Source organism: uncultured Methanobrevibacter sp. (assembly GCF_947166415.1).
Taxonomy (GTDB): Archaea; Methanobacteriota; Methanobacteria; order Methanobacteriales; family Methanobacteriaceae; genus Methanocatella.
The window spans coordinates 1-15,884 of the sequence record NZ_CAMVEE010000006.1; the positions used below are offsets into that span (position 1 = coordinate 1).

At 35.5% G+C, this 15,884-nt stretch carries 18 protein-coding genes; 15 read left to right on the forward strand and 3 right to left on the reverse strand.

What is annotated here, in order from left to right; genetic code table 11:
* Nucleotides 1-1,550, forward strand: a 1,550-nt coding sequence (locus Q0W25_RS01890; RefSeq protein ID WP_298518247.1) for a 3'-5' exonuclease, incomplete at its 5' end; no start/stop codon positions are given.
* Nucleotides 1,551-1,602: 52 nt separating this feature from the next.
* Here the strand turns inward: Q0W25_RS01890 and Q0W25_RS01895 are convergent.
* Nucleotides 1,603-2,019 carry a DUF1232 domain-containing protein gene (locus Q0W25_RS01895; RefSeq protein WP_298518249.1) on the reverse strand — a complete coding sequence of 139 codons (417 nt, stop codon included), beginning with the start codon at nt 2,017-2,019 and terminating at the stop codon, nt 1,603-1,605.
* Between the two features lie 79 nt (nt 2,020-2,098).
* On the opposite strand from Q0W25_RS01895, the gene Q0W25_RS01900 reads away from it, so the two are divergent.
* From Q0W25_RS01900 to Q0W25_RS01940, 9 genes are all read left to right on the forward strand, one after another.
* Nucleotides 2,099-4,768 (forward strand): hypothetical protein, encoded by a 2,670-nt coding sequence (locus Q0W25_RS01900; RefSeq protein ID WP_298518251.1) that lies wholly within the window; start codon nt 2,099-2,101, stop codon nt 4,766-4,768.
* Nucleotides 4,769-4,906: 138 nt separating this feature from the next.
* Nucleotides 4,907-5,368 (forward strand): SseB family protein, encoded by a 462-nt coding sequence (locus Q0W25_RS01905; RefSeq protein WP_298518258.1) that lies wholly within the window; start codon nt 4,907-4,909, stop codon nt 5,366-5,368.
* Nucleotides 5,369-5,383: 15 nt separating this feature from the next.
* The gene (locus Q0W25_RS01910; RefSeq protein WP_298518260.1) at nt 5,384-6,301 is read left to right on the forward strand and encodes an SseB family protein; all 918 of its coding nucleotides are present in this window, start codon (nt 5,384-5,386) and stop codon (nt 6,299-6,301) included.
* A gap of 1 nt (nt 6,302) precedes the next feature.
* Entirely contained in the window at nt 6,303-6,446 is a 144-nt protein-coding gene (locus Q0W25_RS01915; RefSeq protein ID WP_298518263.1) for a hypothetical protein, read from the forward strand.
* Between the two features lie 50 nt (nt 6,447-6,496).
* Nucleotides 6,497-7,396, forward strand: coding sequence for an SseB family protein (locus tag Q0W25_RS01920; RefSeq protein WP_298518267.1), 900 nt, complete (start codon nt 6,497-6,499; stop codon nt 7,394-7,396).
* Between the two features lie 46 nt (nt 7,397-7,442).
* Nucleotides 7,443-7,766, forward strand: coding sequence for a zinc-ribbon domain-containing protein (locus tag Q0W25_RS01925; RefSeq protein ID WP_298518269.1), 324 nt, complete (start codon nt 7,443-7,445; stop codon nt 7,764-7,766).
* A gap of 1 nt (nt 7,767) precedes the next feature.
* Nucleotides 7,768-8,991 (forward strand): hypothetical protein, encoded by a 1,224-nt coding sequence (locus Q0W25_RS01930; RefSeq protein WP_298518270.1) that lies wholly within the window; start codon nt 7,768-7,770, stop codon nt 8,989-8,991.
* A gap of 9 nt (nt 8,992-9,000) precedes the next feature.
* Entirely contained in the window at nt 9,001-9,315 is a 315-nt protein-coding gene (locus tag Q0W25_RS01935; protein WP_298518271.1) for a hypothetical protein, read from the forward strand.
* Nucleotides 9,312-9,605, forward strand: coding sequence for a hypothetical protein (locus Q0W25_RS01940; RefSeq protein WP_297824816.1), 294 nt, complete (start codon nt 9,312-9,314; stop codon nt 9,603-9,605). Before Q0W25_RS01935 ends, Q0W25_RS01940 begins: the two co-directional genes overlap by 4 nt.
* Nucleotides 9,606-9,631: 26 nt before the next feature.
* On the opposite strand, the gene Q0W25_RS01945 is transcribed toward Q0W25_RS01940, so the two are convergent.
* On the reverse strand, nt 9,632-10,009 hold the full coding sequence (locus Q0W25_RS01945; RefSeq protein ID WP_298518272.1) for a hypothetical protein: 378 nt from the start codon (nt 10,007-10,009) through the stop codon (nt 9,632-9,634).
* Between the two features lie 40 nt (nt 10,010-10,049).
* Nucleotides 10,050-11,027 carry a cation diffusion facilitator family transporter gene (locus tag Q0W25_RS01950; protein WP_298518273.1) on the reverse strand — a complete coding sequence of 326 codons (978 nt, stop codon included), beginning with the start codon at nt 11,025-11,027 and terminating at the stop codon, nt 10,050-10,052.
* Here Q0W25_RS01950 and Q0W25_RS01955 point away from each other — a divergent pair.
* The 5 genes from Q0W25_RS01955 (at nt 10,984) to Q0W25_RS01975 (ending at nt 15,809) form a co-directional block, all read left to right on the forward strand.
* A complete protein-coding gene (locus Q0W25_RS01955) occupies nt 10,984-11,133 on the forward strand; it encodes a hypothetical protein (RefSeq protein WP_298518274.1) in 150 nt (49 codons plus the stop codon). The genes Q0W25_RS01950 and Q0W25_RS01955 overlap by 44 nt on opposite strands.
* Before the next feature lie 82 nt (nt 11,134-11,215).
* Complete coding sequence (locus Q0W25_RS01960; RefSeq protein ID WP_298518275.1) at nt 11,216-11,755, forward strand: glutathione peroxidase; 540 nt, start codon at nt 11,216-11,218, stop codon at nt 11,753-11,755.
* A 49-nt stretch (nt 11,756-11,804) separates the two neighbouring features.
* Nucleotides 11,805-12,881, forward strand: a complete 1,077-nt coding sequence (locus tag Q0W25_RS01965; protein ID WP_298518277.1) for an acyltransferase — start codon at nt 11,805-11,807, stop codon at nt 12,879-12,881.
* A 38-nt stretch (nt 12,882-12,919) separates the two neighbouring features.
* Nucleotides 12,920-14,668: a CDP-glycerol glycerophosphotransferase family protein gene (locus Q0W25_RS01970; RefSeq protein ID WP_298518278.1), complete on the forward strand. Its 1,749-nt coding sequence runs from the start codon at nt 12,920-12,922 to the stop codon at nt 14,666-14,668.
* A gap of 187 nt (nt 14,669-14,855) precedes the next feature.
* A complete protein-coding gene (locus tag Q0W25_RS01975; RefSeq protein ID WP_298518291.1) occupies nt 14,856-15,809 on the forward strand; it encodes a class I SAM-dependent methyltransferase in 954 nt (317 codons plus the stop codon).
* The last annotated feature ends 75 nt before the right edge of the window (nt 15,810-15,884 follow it).

Here is a 15,884-nt window from a genome sequence, read left to right on the forward strand (position 1 = left end):
AAAAGAATTTGTTTGATTCCATATATAGAGCTGTAGATGATTTTAAAAAAGAAAATTGTTCACAAAAAAATCTATACCTTAAAAGAAAGCATGACATTTTTTTAAATATTATAAAAGAGATTTACGAAGATTATGACTTATGGAATCAGGATGGTGGTTTGTATTACAATCGTGAAGTCACAAATGCTTTCAATTCAATTGAAAATGGTGAGTTTAAAGAATATTATGAATATATTTTCATAGATGAGTATCAAGATATTAATTATGTTAGATGTAAATTATTACAGGAACTTCAAAAAATCAATAATTCAAAGCTTTTTGTGGTTGGAGATGATTGGCAATCAATTTATGGATTTAATGGGTCTGAAGTAAAGTTGTTTGTTGATTTTGATAAGTATTTTCCAAATTCAGAGACTATTAAAATAAGTGAAAATCGCCGTAATTGCCAGGCTTTAATTGATATTTCTAGTACTTTTATCCGTAGAAATGAAAATCAAGAAAAAAAGGAGTTAGAATATTACAAAAACGAGAATCCTATTAATATAGATCCGATTAAACTTGTACCATATGATAAAAAAGAAAATAAAATATTATATATTGAGAAAGTAATTCAAGAAATAATTGAATCTAATCCTAAAAAAAATTTAGAAATTCTTTTATTAGGTCGTAAAAATAAAGATATTAATTTTTTAATTAATAATCGATTATTTAAACAAGTTTATGGAGATAAAAACTATAAAGAAATAGAATATTCTAAAAATGCTAATATAACGATTTATTTCATGTCAATTCATAAATCTAAAGGATTGGAAAAGGATGAAGTAATTGTACTTAATTTTGAAAATTATGACTATGGTTTTCCAAATCAAGTGGATGATGATTCTGTTCTTAATTTTATTAAAGAAAAAGAAGATTATTTATTTGCAGAAGAACGCAGGTTATTATATGTGGCATTAACAAGAACCCGTAAAAATGTTTACTTAATTTATCCAAAGAATAATTATTCTGTTTTCATTAAAGAATTAAAAAAAGACTTTAAATTAGATGATTCACACTATAAAATTAATTCTGAAGATTTAATTGGCTTAAATGAATTTAATCATTTTTATTGTGGAAATGATTACAAATATTGGTATTCTAATTCAATTCCAATACCAATTGAAGACATTGATTATTATTTTAAAATAAGGGATGATGGATTTTTTAATGAAATAGAATTGGAGTTATATATATGGTACGAATATTTGTTGAAATATAATGACCCCTTGGAAAAGGCTTTTAAAAAATTAATAGGTTTTAATAAAGGAAATAAATCAAAATTGAAAAATAAATCTTTAAAAATGAAAAAAAACATTATAAATTCTGATATTTCAGTTTTAGTTAACAATAAAAAATGTAATTTTAAAATTTCAGGAATTGGATTTAAATCAATTAAATTTACAAAAAGAATAATTTTTGATGATGAACACATTAAAAAAGAATATACTGATACTATTTTAAGACGATATAACATTTCTATTGAAGATTTAGAGAGATTATTGGATATTTAAATGGATTAAATTTTTGATTATATAATTGATAAAACTTGAATGATGATGAAGTTTAAAGACCAATATAATCCAGAATATTTCTGATTTCATCATCATTTAGTATTTCAACGGACTTGCTTTCACATTCATTCAGAATACTTTCAATATTTTCATTTGAGCTGATTTCCTGAATGAACTCATATCCATGAATATCGCCGACCATTTTCAAAACGTGGCTTGATAGGTAAATGTCATCGATGTATCCGTAAGGGCCGTAGATGTTTTCAGGAATCACGTCATCAGGAGTCACATAATACGCAATTGCACCGCAAATTGGCAGTCTCAAAGAGGAGTCAATATCGGAATTCAGTAAATCGCATAAAAGCTTAAATAAGAGCGGTCCGTAATCGATGAAGGATTCATATTCTCCTGTATATGTTTCTAAATTTTCTATCAATGTGTCATGAAAATCCTTAAGGGCTTTATCCATTGTTTCACCTTATTCTTATTTTTATTTTCAAACTATTTAAATATTATATTGACACAATATTAGTACAGAGGTGTTATTAGTGTCTAACTTTGATTTTTTAAAGGATTATGACAATACATTATGGAAACTTGGAAATCGTATTGAGGCGCAGGTTAATACATCCCCTTCCGGTGTAAAGGCAGATGCTACAACATTTCTAGAACACATATTAAAAAAGCTACTCACCTTAGCTGGGTTAAAATACAACTCTAGAAAACCATTCACCGAACAGGTAGACGCGGTATTCAGATCTGATTTGAAAATGTCCAATACATACAGGGAAAAGATCAGAAGTGCATACAATTACAGAAAAAAGATTCATGATGATTTTGATGAAATAGAAAAGCATGAGTACCAGGATGCAATAAACCTGCACGAAAAGCTATATTATATTGCAAAGAAATTCTATCGGGATTATAGTGGAAAATATGACAGATATAAAGGAATTCCTGATTTCAAACCATTGGAATTGGATTTGTCTGATGATGAGCTTGAGCAGTTGAAGGTACCTGATTTCAATGAGATTATTGACATAAAATATGATTATTGCGTAATATGCGGCAACCCTAACCATTATAGCTATTCACTTTGTTGTGAGGAGTGCAACCGCGAGCTTGACAATGCAAACAATTTCATTTCCATGAGAAATGCTTTTGGAAAGGACTCCAAATTCTCAAAAGAGGATTTGATTGAGTTTGGAATTGCTGAAGCCTATGCCAATCAGCTCATAACATATCTTTCCAGACAGAATCTATTGATTGTGAAGGGAAGGGACATCACATTTAACAACATGAACATTGACAAATACATGGATAAGATTAACAAATATTTGTCAATCGGAGAGCTCATTACAAAATTCAGGGAGGATAAGATTTCACCATCAGAAATCAAACAGACCAAAGAATATAAGCAAGGAAGTCATAAAATAAGTCCATTTTATCAATTTTACAAAGTTATCAATCATGAAATATTGGATAAATTTGAAAAGGACATCTTAACGACTGAAGATATACAAAAGAGCATTGAATATACAACAATCACTGAAAGCGAACTTCAAAGATGGTACATGATTAAAATGGGCCAGTATCAGAAGGGTGAAATAATCGAATCTTTTGTTGTCTTTAACGATTTGCTTCAGGAAGATTATCTTGAACTAAAACGAAAGGGTCTTCTTGAAAGTGACATACGAAAAGAACTTAATGTAGATGAGTCCATCTTTGATTTCTGGTCCAAAACAGATAATGATTTCTTGGAAAATCTCGACGCCATTAAAAAGGATTTGCTTATAAAAGCAATCAGTGAAGGTAAAACAAGGGATGAAGCTATTGAAATTGCCGGATTGACCTCTAAGGAATATAATGATCTAGTTAAAGTTTCCGAATTCAAGGGGGATGATTTTTCAAAAATCAGAAATCAGGAACTCGAGCAAAGAAAACAACATCTGATAGAGTATTTGAAGACAAATGATGTTGAAACATCATGCAAGCTTGCTAAGGTATCCGTTGATGATTTTTATCTATGGTATGGAAAGGATATGTCTTCCGAATTCTATTTGAAGTCTACCGAAATATTGATGCATAATTTCCTGAACCAAAGAAGGAAAGGAAAAACAAAAGTGGAAGCAGCATCAGCAATAGGACTTGAATATGAGCATGTTGAACGCTGGTTTAACAGGACTTTGGACATATGTGAAAACTTTAAAAACAAACATATCCTTGTCATTGTTGATTTAATATATGCTGGATTTAAAAACAAACAATCCAAAAAGGAGATTTCCAAAACAGCCGATGTCAGTATAAACCGTATTAACACCTATTTAGATCTTGGAAAACGGGGTTACGGGGATTATAAAAGATTATATGATTATTATGAAACTGAAACTCTTCCAAGACAACTTGAAATATTTCTGGATGAACTTAAGCACAAGCCCCTTAAAAAGGCTTTAGAAATGTCTGAACTGTCTCAAGAGGAACTTGACTATTGTTGTCAACTGGGCATTGAGGGTAATGTCAGATTTAAGGAATTCTATCAGTCTTATTACGCCATAAAAATTGACATTTTCATGAACAATATAAATAAGGGTAAAGACCAGTCAAAAGCTTTAAGAAATGCTGATTTAACTAAAGAAGAATTGGCTGAATGTTATGAATTGGGTAAAAATGGTGATGATAGGTTTTCAGAGTTCTATAATAACTATTATGATAAAAAACTGGAAAGATATGTCAAAGAGATAATCAAAGGCAGAACTCAGTCCAAGGCATTAAAGAATTCAGGATTGGATGAGAACGAACTTCCAAATGATATCGATGAAATCATATTTGATGAAAAATTTGAGATAGTCATCAAATCATTAAAACAGGACATGACAACCAAGCAAGCTGCAAATAAGGCAAATGTAAGTGTAAATGATGTTTATGACTGGTTTTTAAAAGGAAGGTCCGGTGATGAAAAATTCAAGGATTTTGCAGAATTGTACTATGAGGGTTATGTTAATCCAGGATCCCGTATTGTTCAAAAAGCTTTAAATGAGGATATTCCACTCAATTACATTTTAAAAAGAAGTAGAAAACATTTCAGTCGAGAAGATTATGATTTTTGGGTTAAAAATGGGTTCATGTTGGAAGCTAAAGAAGAATTAGAAAATGAAGAAGATGTTGACGATGAGGAATTGGTTAAAGAATTGAAAAAAGAAATCGCAAATAGGTTATAAATTTTCTAAAAAAAAACAAAACTTTATTTACCACTTGCACACAATATTTCAAACACCAAAGAATTTTTAGGAGTAAAACCATGACCATATTTAATTCAAAACAAACAATTCAAGCGTCAAATTCCGGGAGGAATCTAGATGATTTGTCCTAAATGCGGTGGAATAATCCACGTCGATGAAAACTGTGATAAGTGTGGAATTGATTATTATGAGATGATTGATTCAATCAGGCATGACGAGATGAGAAAACTGTTTGTAAAAATAGAGGAATTACAATTGGAACATAAAAGGATTGGCATTGAGGAATCCCTTTTTGCAGTTGAACTGATGAATTCATCCCTTTTGATTCCTCTTGACGTCATAGATAACCGTCTCTCGATAATGACAGTTTCGGATGGAAAACATGACTTCATTCTTTTATTTACAGACAAAGAGGCATATGAAAACTATGTTAAGGAGGATATCAAGCCCAGAACAAATCCATTCAATATGATATTAGATCTGCTGGATGATGACTTTGAGGGCTTTTTGATAAATCTGGGCTCTGAGACATGTGCTATAGGAAGAAAATTCCTGGATAAATATTTTTTAGATAACTGACACCAAGGTGATACCATGAGAAAACCAACCATCAAACATGAATACTTAAGAAAGGCAATGGAAGAGATTGAAACAATGCAGGAGGAAATTCCCGATGAAACCGTTGAAAGGTTCATAAGGGAGCTCACACACTCCTGCCTTCTTGTTGCAGGCGAGATTAATGGCGACAACATGAACATCATGACCGTGAAGACTGATAAGGGAGATTTCGGAATGCTTTTCACAGACATGGATGAGCTTCAAAAAGTCTTTCCGGGCTTTGACTTGCAGGCTCGCGAATTTCCATTCGCACATTATATTGACCAGTTAAGCAAATCAGATATGTTGAGCTATATTATCAATGTTGAAAGTGAATTCATGGTTTTAACAAAAGACCTTTTGTATTTAATTGATGAGTTACCGCAAAACACATATTCACCTGACAATGCATATAGCTCAAGCGAGTTAAAAAGGGTGAAAGATTCAATTAACAATGACTCATTGGAAGAGTTTATAAGAAATCCCGATAATATTGGTAAGTATGAAGAGCTCTTCTGTGAGATTTCCTCATCAACATTGCTGACGCTCATGCTTTCAGCCGATGACTTGACTTCAATGGCAACAGACGGTGTGATATCAATGCTTGAGACAGGACCTTTGGGATTCCTGTACATTGATGATGTCGGCGGAAACTATGCTACAGTCTATACATCTGAAGAAAAGATTGAAAATGTCTCAACCCCCTTGAGGAAGTACTCGCAGATTGTCAACTTCTCCCAGATGACCAATTTCATCCTGAATGACGACATGGACGGCATCATAATAAACCCGAATTCGGAAAACGTCATGCTTACACGGGATGTGCTTTTGGAGTATTCAAACATTCTGGAGAAGACCTGCAACGATTCAAGGCTCAACTCAGCAATATTTCACATGTTCTTGATGGAGGGATAAAATGATAACATGCAACGTATGCGGATGTCTTAACGATTCATCAAATGCAGTCTGCATTGAATGCGGATCTGACCTGTCCGATTCAGAGGACTGGACTGGCGGCGATTTCGATGATGACTTTTTAGATGACGATGATGATTTCTAATTAGAAGTCATCAGCAATCAATAAATATCATCTAAAACAAAATAAGACCAATGACTAATCACAAACACCTGAGAAATGTAATAGAGGACATCTATTCAAACGGCAATCAGCTTACAGAAGAGCTGACATTCAAACTGATTAATGAATTCAGATATTCAAATCTCTACATTCCGGCCAAAAGGGCAAACGGAACACTTAACTTCATCATCTACGAGGATGAGGACGGAAAGATAACACCGCTTTTTACTGATCTGGATGAGTTTCACAAGTTCTTTAAGGATGAGGACATCCAGGTAATCCAGAACTCATTTGAGCTTTACCAGAACATCCTCAAGACTTCAAACATTGAAGGGTATATATTGAATCCATCTTCAGAAAAGTATCTTTTTAAAAAGGAATTCATATTAAGCATAAAGCACATTCCGAAAACCAACTTCTACTCTTCTAATCCATACACCAAAGAGGAACTGAAGGATTTGAAGGATTCAATCGACAATACATCCTTAGAAGAGTTCATTGCTGATTCTGCAAATATCGGAAACAATGAGCTGCTCTTTGAAAAGATGAGCAATGCCACATTTTTGACTTTGATGCTTTCAGATTTGGATTTGAACCCTGAAAACGGCATTGTGGATATGCAGGAAATAGGACCTCAGGCATCAATGCATGTGGACAGAATCGGCGGGAAATACGCTACAATTTTCACTTCAGAAGAGAAAATGGGAGCTGTAAATACCACAAAACACAAATATTCTCAGATAATTAACCTTGCTACGCTGGTCAATTTCGTTTTAACAGAAGATTTGGACGGCATTGTCATAAATCCCGAAAGCGACAACGTGCTTATTACACGACTGAACCTTTTGAAATACTCTTTAGGCTTTGAAAGGTTTGCAAACAATGAGAAGCTGTCAATGTCAATCTTTTATATGTTTCCAATTAAACAGTAAGATTATTTAGTTATTAAATCAGAAATATTATCAATAGGTGATTAACATGTCAAAATTTTGCCCAAACTGTGGAGAAGAATTAGTTGAAAACGCCAGATTTTGTAAAAAGTGCGGATATGATTTGGAAAATAAAAAGGAAAATGACTTTGCCCCTGCTTCAGGCCAGTACACTCCCCAAGTGGCTGAAAAAAGCCATACCATTGCTATCGTTATAGGTTATATCGCAGCAATATTGGTGCCTATAATCGGACTTATTATCGGTGTTTACCTCATGACACGTGATGAGGAAAAGGCCAAAAGACACGGTAAATACGTAATCATTGTTGCAATTGTAGTATGGATTCTTAACTTCATTTTCATAATGAGATAATATGGCTGATTTCAACAGATTAAGGAAGTTCACTCGCCTTGATGAGGACAAAAGGCAGGCATTGGGAAACCTTATTTCGGATAAGGCAGACTATGATTTTGAAGAGGATGTTCTCTATTCAAAAGGCGAAGAGGAACATGTTCTTAAACAGGAAATCGTTAAGGACATGTTCATTGAAAGGAAGGATGTTAATGAATTCCATGTTATATGTGAACGTTTTCCTTTGGATGATATTGTTAGGGATGTCCATAAGCAATGTCCGGAATGCGGCCGCAAGTTCAGTGTTGATAATATCCACTGTCCTGATTGTCTTGTAAAGCTTAAAGTCATAACCGATTATGTGGACGTCAAATACATTGAATCAAAGCCGGAATTTGAGTTTATAGGTTCAACCGATTATGAAAGTTTTGATGGGCTTCTTTGTAAGGAAAACGCCGAATCTGTATCCCGATTCGATTTCGATAGTGGGGATTACGATTCGCTTGTAAGAAACATAAAAAGGCAGTCCTTCAAGAACCTGGATATTTTGGTTCAGGAAAATGATATTGAATTAGACGACCTGGAAATCCTCGACAAGGTAATTCTCTATGCCAAATCATTTGTCGAAGTTGATTTCAAGTCATACGGGGGAACACTGGGATACTTTGAATACAATAGAATATTCGTTGACGACCGTCAGCGCAAGTCCCTTCAGATTACAACACTGATCCATGAGCTCACACACTTTTTAATAAAGGAGATTTTGACACGTGCGCTGTGCATCATACTGGATACCACCAAAAACGGGTACACTGAATCCTTCGTTACATATATATTGTCGGACTCGCCCTTGAACCGGCTGGTCGATGAATATGCGGCCCATACCGTTGAGGGAAGATTCACCATATTCGGCTATCAGGACTACTCATCATTCGTATCCCTGCAAGGCCAGGTGCCTGAAGAGCATGTTGAAATAGCTAAAACAATAGGAAATACCTTTGCAAATTCAGTCAAGGACATTCTTGAAAGCTTTCTTGACTGGGATTTGAGGGAGGAAATTAAGGAACAGTTTTTAAAAGACACAATAGAAAGGCCAGATTACAGGCAGCTTGCCTTCGAAAGCTGCAACAAGCTGACCGATGAGGGTCTCCTGCAGGCGGTTCAGCTAATATTGTCCGAGGGTTTCATAAATCCGGATTTGGAGCTTTTGGAAAGGTACAGGAATGAATTTCAAATTGAATATTAAGGTTATATCATGAATTACAAGGAAAGATTTTTAGAAATGGAAAAGGAATTTGCAAAGGAAGCATCAAGAAGCCCGAAGGAAAACATTGAAGATCTGCTGGTTACATTCATCTTCAAGTTCCAGATTTTCGAGCCATGCAAATACATATCAGAGGATGATGAATGGGTCACATTCCTGATACTTCCGCCTGATGATACCCTTGAAAGCCAGATTATGGCGCTTAGAAAGGATGAAATAGTAAGCTTCGGCATTGTAAACGAAAACAACCTGGCTGAAAACAGCAACTTCTTTAATCAGATAGAACCTGAGAGCCTGTACCAATGAAGGAAATATTTTTTGACAAGGACTTTGACGTGGAAAACGTATCAGAAATAATAAACAGCATCATGTCAAGGTGGGCCATCCAGCTTATTGACATAAACGGTCCCCACTGGGCAATTTATGACTATGACATGATTCTGAAATGTCTAATCCACTTTGAAGTTGACTTCAATGACCTAGAAACCAGAATAAAGCTTGAGGATTTGAAGCTTGACGTCATTCACCATATAGAATCCCTAAAGGATGAAACCACATATAGAGATAACCTTGTAAATGCAGTTTTTCTTGAATGAAAAAAATAAAAAAAGAAGAATTAACATCAGTTAATTCTTGTATTGTAATATCTTACACCGTCAGAGTCGTAGGTATACCATCTGTTGACTTCATCATCGAATTTTTCACCGATAACCGGCACATATGAGTCAGTTTGAGGATTATATACCTTATGTGTTGTATTGTTTATAGCAGTTTCGTTTGCTCTAGGTGTATTGTCACCAACAACGGTTGCATTGGTTGCGTTTGTGGTAGTGTTGGTTACGTTTGTAACATTGGTTTTGTTTGCATCATCCAAACTAACGTTAAGGTTAGTGATGTTTTTCAAGTCATTTCCCTGATTGTCAAGGACATATAGTCCGACTCCAACAAGAGCTATGACGAGAATTGCAATGATAACCAAAATGATATTTTTAAGTTCCATTGTTTTTTCACCTTGCTAATATTTATGTAAGTTTAAGTATTTAATCGCTAACATCATAATCGTCGATTAGGATATATTCGAATTCAGGATATTTGGTCTTGATTTTAGAAAGGACCTCTTTTTTGACCTTTTCCCTGTCGGCATCAAAGTCGACGATGATGTCAAAGGTAATCAGGTTTTTATCCTCATACACTATAAATCCGTGAATTTCAAGAATCTCCTCATATTCGGATGCGATGTTGTAAAGCTCGTCTCTGATATATGAGTATTTGTCGTTTCTTGCATAGATTCCCACGGTAAGGATAATGGAAAACTCCTCATATATTTTTACGGCAATCTGTCTTGTCAGTGCGTGGATTTCAAGTGCGCTCAGGCTGTCATCCACCTCGAAATGAACAGACCCCTGCATGCTTTCAGGGCCGTAATTGTGAAGGGTCAAGTCATATGCTCCGTAAACGCCAGGAATTTCACAGATTGATTCCTTTATTTTTCTTGAAAGCTCGCTGTCTACCCTTTCACCTATCATGCTGTCTACGGTTTCCCGAAGCATGTCTATACTTGCCTTGATGATTACTATTGAAATGATGACTCCCAATATTCCCTCAAGTGATATGTGAAAAAATATTGAGATTATTGCCGCAATCAGAGTGGATAATGAAAGTATTGCATCGAAAAATGCGTCGCTTCCTGATGCCACAAGGGCCTGTGAGTTGATGCTTTCACCGACATTTTTAACGTATTTTCCAAGGGCGAACTTGACTGCAACCGCCACAGCAATGATTACGAGTGAAACTGTTGTATATGATGTTACGTCGGGATTGAATATCTTAGGCCATGACTCCATAAGCGCAGTGATACCTGCCCAGAGAACGATGGCTGCGATTATTACGGATGAAAAGTATTCGATCCTTCCGTATCCGTAAGGGTGGGCCTTGTCCGGGGCCTTTCCTGCAAGCTTTGTCCCGATGATTGTTATGATTGAAGACAGTGCATCGGTCAGGTTGTTGACCGCATCCAAAGTAATCGCGATGGAATTGACCAGAATTCATATTGTGGCCTTGAATGCAACCAGAATAAGGTTCACGATGATTCCTATGATGCTTGTTTTAACAATTTTATCTTGACGTGTCATGATTAAATATTGTTTAACATTATAGATAAATTAATATACAAAAGTTGAATAAATACAATTACGGAGGCATAACCATGTCAGTATATGATTTTACAGTAAAAGACGGTGACGGAAACGACGTTTCCCTAAGCCAATACGAAGGAAAAGTACTTTTGATAGTCAACTCAGCAACCAAATGCGGTTTCACTCCACAATATACGGAATTGAATGAAATCTACAATGAATTCAACGAGGAAGGATTTGAAATCCTTGATTTCCCATGCAACCAGTTCGGAGGCCAGGCACCTGGAACAACCGAAGAGATTACTGAAGTCTGCAGATCCAAATGGCTCGTTCCATACACAATATTTGAAAAGATTGATGTAAACGGCGAAAACGCAGACCCATTGTTCGAGTACCTTAAAAACGAACAGCCTTTTACAGACATTACAGGAAAAGGTGCAACCAAACTGAAACTTGTCTTGAAGGCCGTCGACAGGCACTACAAGGACAACAATGACATCAAATGGAATTTCACCAAGTTTCTGGTTGACCGCGAAGGGAATGCCGTTCGCAGGTTCGAACCTACCGAAGACTTGGGTGACGTAAAAGAGGCCATCAAGGCTCTTTTATAATTACTTTTTTTTTAAAATTTTTTATATGTCAATGAACAAATCTTAGAGTATGCAGCGGATAAAGTATTTTGATGCCTTAAGGTTTTTGGCAATTTTCGGCGTAGTTGCCCTGCACGTGTTTCAAAGCTTCAAAGATGTACCATTGGGTAGCATCAATGTGATGAGCTTTATTGAGATATTCGAGTTTGCAGTTCCGGTATTTCTAATGATAAGCGGAGCTTTGCTTTTGAATAGGGAAATGCCGATAGACGAGTTTTTAAAAAGAAGGTTTTCAAGGCTGACTTATCCGTTCATCTTATACATGATTATTTATGCAGCGGTTCTGTTTTTATTGATGAGCTTTGTTTCTGGATTTTCAGGCCTTGTTCATTGGCTTTCCAATTTGCCATTGAACTACAACTGGTACTTCTGGACTATAGCAAGCCTCTATCTTGCAATTCCTATTTTGGCCAAGTTCGTCAGGCATTCATCATTCAGGGAACTGGAATATTTCATCACAGTTCTAATTATTGGCTGCATATTCTATCAGATCACTCTTCTTTTTGGAATAATGCATTACATTGATTTGAACCTCTTCGTAAGCCCTATGGCTTATCTTGTTTTAGGATATTACCTTGCAAACAAGGACTTTAAGATAAGCACAAACAAAATCATTACAATAGCTCTGGCTTTATTTATATTAACAACATTATTCAAGATGTCAGGCCATATCCTGCCTGTTCCGATGCAGCTAATTGAAAACTACGAGGCAACAAGGTCAATGATACTCTCATCATACATTGACATGGGACTTCCACAGATCATTCAGGCCGCATCTGTATTTGTTTTCTTCAGATATGTATATGAAAGCAAAAGCGGATTTTATCTGGCTTTAAGCAACTTTTTGAATGGAAGCTTCACAAGCAAGTTCATCCTCTCTGTCAGCATGGCAAGCTACGGCATGTACCTTTTCCACCACACTCTGATTGAGCCTTTAAGGGAAGTCGTTAAAAACTATGCTTTCACAGGCCCTCAGACATTATTGCTGATAATCGTTTTGACAGTTTCAATCTTCATCATCTTATGGATAGTCGTGATGCTGATTAGCAAGATTCCATATATAGGAAAATATTCAGGATTCCACTAAGAAATATTATATTAACTAAAAGATACTTACATATTAACATGGGTTTTAAACAGAAGATTCGAAATATCAAGGATTGTAAGGACAATTCGTCAATATATGATGTATATTACAAAGAAAACATTGATGAAAGTTTAATATATTTCGAATCCAGAAATGGACGCGATTTTGCAGGAAACATTTTAAGGATAATTGAAGAGATTTCCACAGGAAGGTATGGGGACTTCAATATCTGTGTTTTTGCAAATCCTGCAGTCAAGCTCAAGATTGAGGAGTTCAAGAAAAACTACAACCTTAAAATAGACAGAATCATCACCTCCGAAAAGGAAGCCTCAAAGACTCTTGAGAAAGCCAAATACATTTTCACTGATTCCGGAATCCAGTACAAATATGTCAAAAGGGACGGCCAGGTCTTCATTGACCTGTGGCACGGAACCCCTTTGAAGCTGATGGGAATCGATTATGCCTCAGAAATAGCTTCAATTGGCCATATCCAGCACCCATTGCTTTCTTCTGATTATCTTCTATATCCGAATGAGTACATGATGGACATCATGCTTAGGGCATACCAGATTGAGAAAATCTATCCTGGAAAGATCATTCTTGAAGGATATCCGAGAAATGCCGTGTTTTTTGATGATAAAAGACGTTTAGAAGTGAAAGAGAAACTGGGATTTGAGGATAGGGAAGTCTTCATATACATGCCGACCTACAGGGGAGAAGTTCAAAAAATCGATGACAATAGGGATTTCATTGTGGAGTTTTTAGCCAAAATGGATGAAATGCTTGATGAAAATCAACTTTTGATTGCTAAGCTGCATCCGTATGACGAATCTAACATTGACTATTCAAATTTCAATAATGTGATTACGTTTCCTGAGGGCTTTGAGACATATGATGTTTTGAATGTTTGTGACGTTTTGATAACAGATTATTCTAGCGTACTTTTTGACTTTGCAAATACGGGAAAAAAGATAATCCTCTATAATTATGATGAGGAAAATTATTTATCTTCAAGAGGCATCTACATTCCGCTTGATGAACTGCCGTTTTCAAAGGTTCAGGATGCTGATGCATTGATAAACGAATTGAATACACCTAAAAATTATGATGATAATGACTTTTTGAAAAAGTTCTGTATTTTCGACAATATTGATGCCGCAGAAAGGCTTTGCAGGCACATATTCACCAATGAAAAGGTCTGTGAGGAAAGGGAAATCGAAAACTCCAAAGAAAATATCCTTATTTATCCCGGAAAGATTACAGATTCATTTATCAACTTTGCACAAACAATAAGTGAAAAGTACAATATATTCATCACATACAACCAGTGGGATGCATATTTCAAGGAAAACTGTGCCGAAATCATTGAAAGGCTTCCTGAAAATGTTGAATTGCTGCCGTTCAGATTCAACCTGACACTTACATTTGACGAAAAGAAGGATTACAATAGGTATTTCGCATCAAGTGACATGGAATGTCCGGACTCATTAAACAAACTGTTCAAAAGATCCTATGACAAGCAATACCAAAACATTGATTTCAAGGCAATAATTGACTTTGACGCCACCAATCCAAACGTTTCATCAATGTTTGCATTATCCAACTCCAATTCGGTCATATGGATTCATGAGGACACATTTAAAAAGGCAAACGCCAATGTCTTGAAAAATCTATTGCCGAAATTCGGGACAGTTGTGGCGGATTCATCCGAACTGGCCAAAAAAGTCAGGGAAATTTCTGATGAATACATTAAAATATCCGAAAATATTGAAGACATTCTCTTTTAAGTCAAGATTTTTAAAAGGATTTACTTGTTATTATTTAACTCAGATGCTCTTTGATTTATCTAATTCGATTAATCGAACTTTATTTATGAAAATTCACTTTTGGCTGGAGCTCTCCAATGTGATTTGAATAACATTTATGTACCATTAACATTAAACCTTATTATAATGATACATTACGTGATGATATATGGCTGAAATCGAATTGAAAGCTGAAAAGTTGAGCGAAAATGACAATTCAGAAAATGTGGAAATGAGCGAAGAGGAAATCTGGCTTATAAAGCATCTTATTGAAAAATATAATCCAAGAAAGATTGTCGAAATCGGCATTTCTGCCGGAGGAAACACAGTCAACCTGTTGAATTGGAAGGATGACAATGCCCAGCTGTTTTCCATTGACCTTGCAGAAAACTGGTATAAGGACAGCACAAAGCTATCCGGATTCATGGCCGATGATGTGGAAAACAAGAAAAACTTTAAGATATACAGGGGATATGATTATCTTGATGTTTATGAGGAGATTGGAGATGGCATCGATTTCATAGTGATAGACACAGTCCATGCCATGCCTGGTGAATTTCTGACTTACATACTTGCTCTTCCCCAGCTTAAGGACGGATGTGTTGTCGTTTTCCATGACATTCATTTGAACATGAAAAAAATCAAGAACAATAAGTTCAGGGATAATGAGGTCTCCATGTACTGCACAGGATTGCTGTACTCTTCAATAAGCGCCAATGAAAAATACAGTTTGCAGACTGATGTAATCTCCAATATCGGAGCGTTGATTGTTGATGATACCACACGAAACGGGGTTAAAGATGTCTTCAGAAGCCTATGCTCAAAATGGTTTAACTTTCCGGCTAACCTGAACCTTGACGGCTACCGGGAATATGTAAAGGAATATTATCCGATTGAATGCTATAACCTGTTTTGCATTTGCCTGGATTTCCAGGAAAAATACTTCAAAAATAAGGCCGCCGAAAGAAGGCAGTCCCTTCATGAATTGAAAGATAAAGAGGAAGAACTTGAATCCCTTCAAATGGAACTCGATTCAGCTAAAAAGGAAAATGAGCTGATTAAATCAACAGTCAGCTGGAAAATAACAAAGCCCTTAAGAGAGTTTAGAAAATTAATCAAATAGAAAATTCGGAGCTTTAATTTTTCGATATTTGCCGCTTAAGCTTGCATATATTCAGGGATTTCGCCTTTTTCTTTT

Excerpts from the sequence above, each read along its gene's own strand:
- Q0W25_RS01930 (WP_298518270.1), top strand. The coding sequence starts at position 7,768 with ATGGCTGATTTCAACAGATTAAGGAAGTTCACTCGCCTTGATGAGGAC.
- Q0W25_RS01955 (WP_298518274.1), top strand. The coding sequence starts at position 10,984 with ATGATTGAAGACAGTGCATCGGTCAGGTTGTTGACCGCATCCAAAGTA.
- Q0W25_RS01920 (WP_298518267.1), top strand. The coding sequence starts at position 6,497 with ATGACTAATCACAAACACCTGAGAAATGTAATAGAGGACATCTATTCA.
- Q0W25_RS01910 (WP_298518260.1), top strand. The coding sequence starts at position 5,384 with ATGAGAAAACCAACCATCAAACATGAATACTTAAGAAAGGCAATGGAA.
- Q0W25_RS01940 (WP_297824816.1), top strand. The coding sequence starts at position 9,312 with ATGAAGGAAATATTTTTTGACAAGGACTTTGACGTGGAAAACGTATCA.
- Q0W25_RS01905 (WP_298518258.1), top strand. The coding sequence starts at position 4,907 with ATGATTTGTCCTAAATGCGGTGGAATAATCCACGTCGATGAAAACTGT.
- Q0W25_RS01945 (WP_298518272.1), bottom strand. The coding sequence starts at position 10,009 with ATGGAACTTAAAAATATCATTTTGGTTATCATTGCAATTCTCGTCATA.
- Q0W25_RS01935 (WP_298518271.1), top strand. The coding sequence starts at position 9,001 with ATGAATTACAAGGAAAGATTTTTAGAAATGGAAAAGGAATTTGCAAAG.
- Q0W25_RS01895 (WP_298518249.1), bottom strand. The coding sequence starts at position 2,019 with ATGGATAAAGCCCTTAAGGATTTTCATGACACATTGATAGAAAATTTA.
- Q0W25_RS01970 (WP_298518278.1), top strand. The coding sequence starts at position 12,920 with ATGGGTTTTAAACAGAAGATTCGAAATATCAAGGATTGTAAGGACAAT.
- Q0W25_RS01960 (WP_298518275.1), top strand. The coding sequence starts at position 11,216 with ATGTCAGTATATGATTTTACAGTAAAAGACGGTGACGGAAACGACGTT.
- Q0W25_RS01965 (WP_298518277.1), top strand. The coding sequence starts at position 11,805 with ATGCAGCGGATAAAGTATTTTGATGCCTTAAGGTTTTTGGCAATTTTC.
- Q0W25_RS01925 (WP_298518269.1), top strand. The coding sequence starts at position 7,443 with ATGTCAAAATTTTGCCCAAACTGTGGAGAAGAATTAGTTGAAAACGCC.
- Q0W25_RS01915 (WP_298518263.1), top strand. The coding sequence starts at position 6,303 with ATGATAACATGCAACGTATGCGGATGTCTTAACGATTCATCAAATGCA.
- Q0W25_RS01975 (WP_298518291.1), top strand. The coding sequence starts at position 14,856 with ATGGCTGAAATCGAATTGAAAGCTGAAAAGTTGAGCGAAAATGACAAT.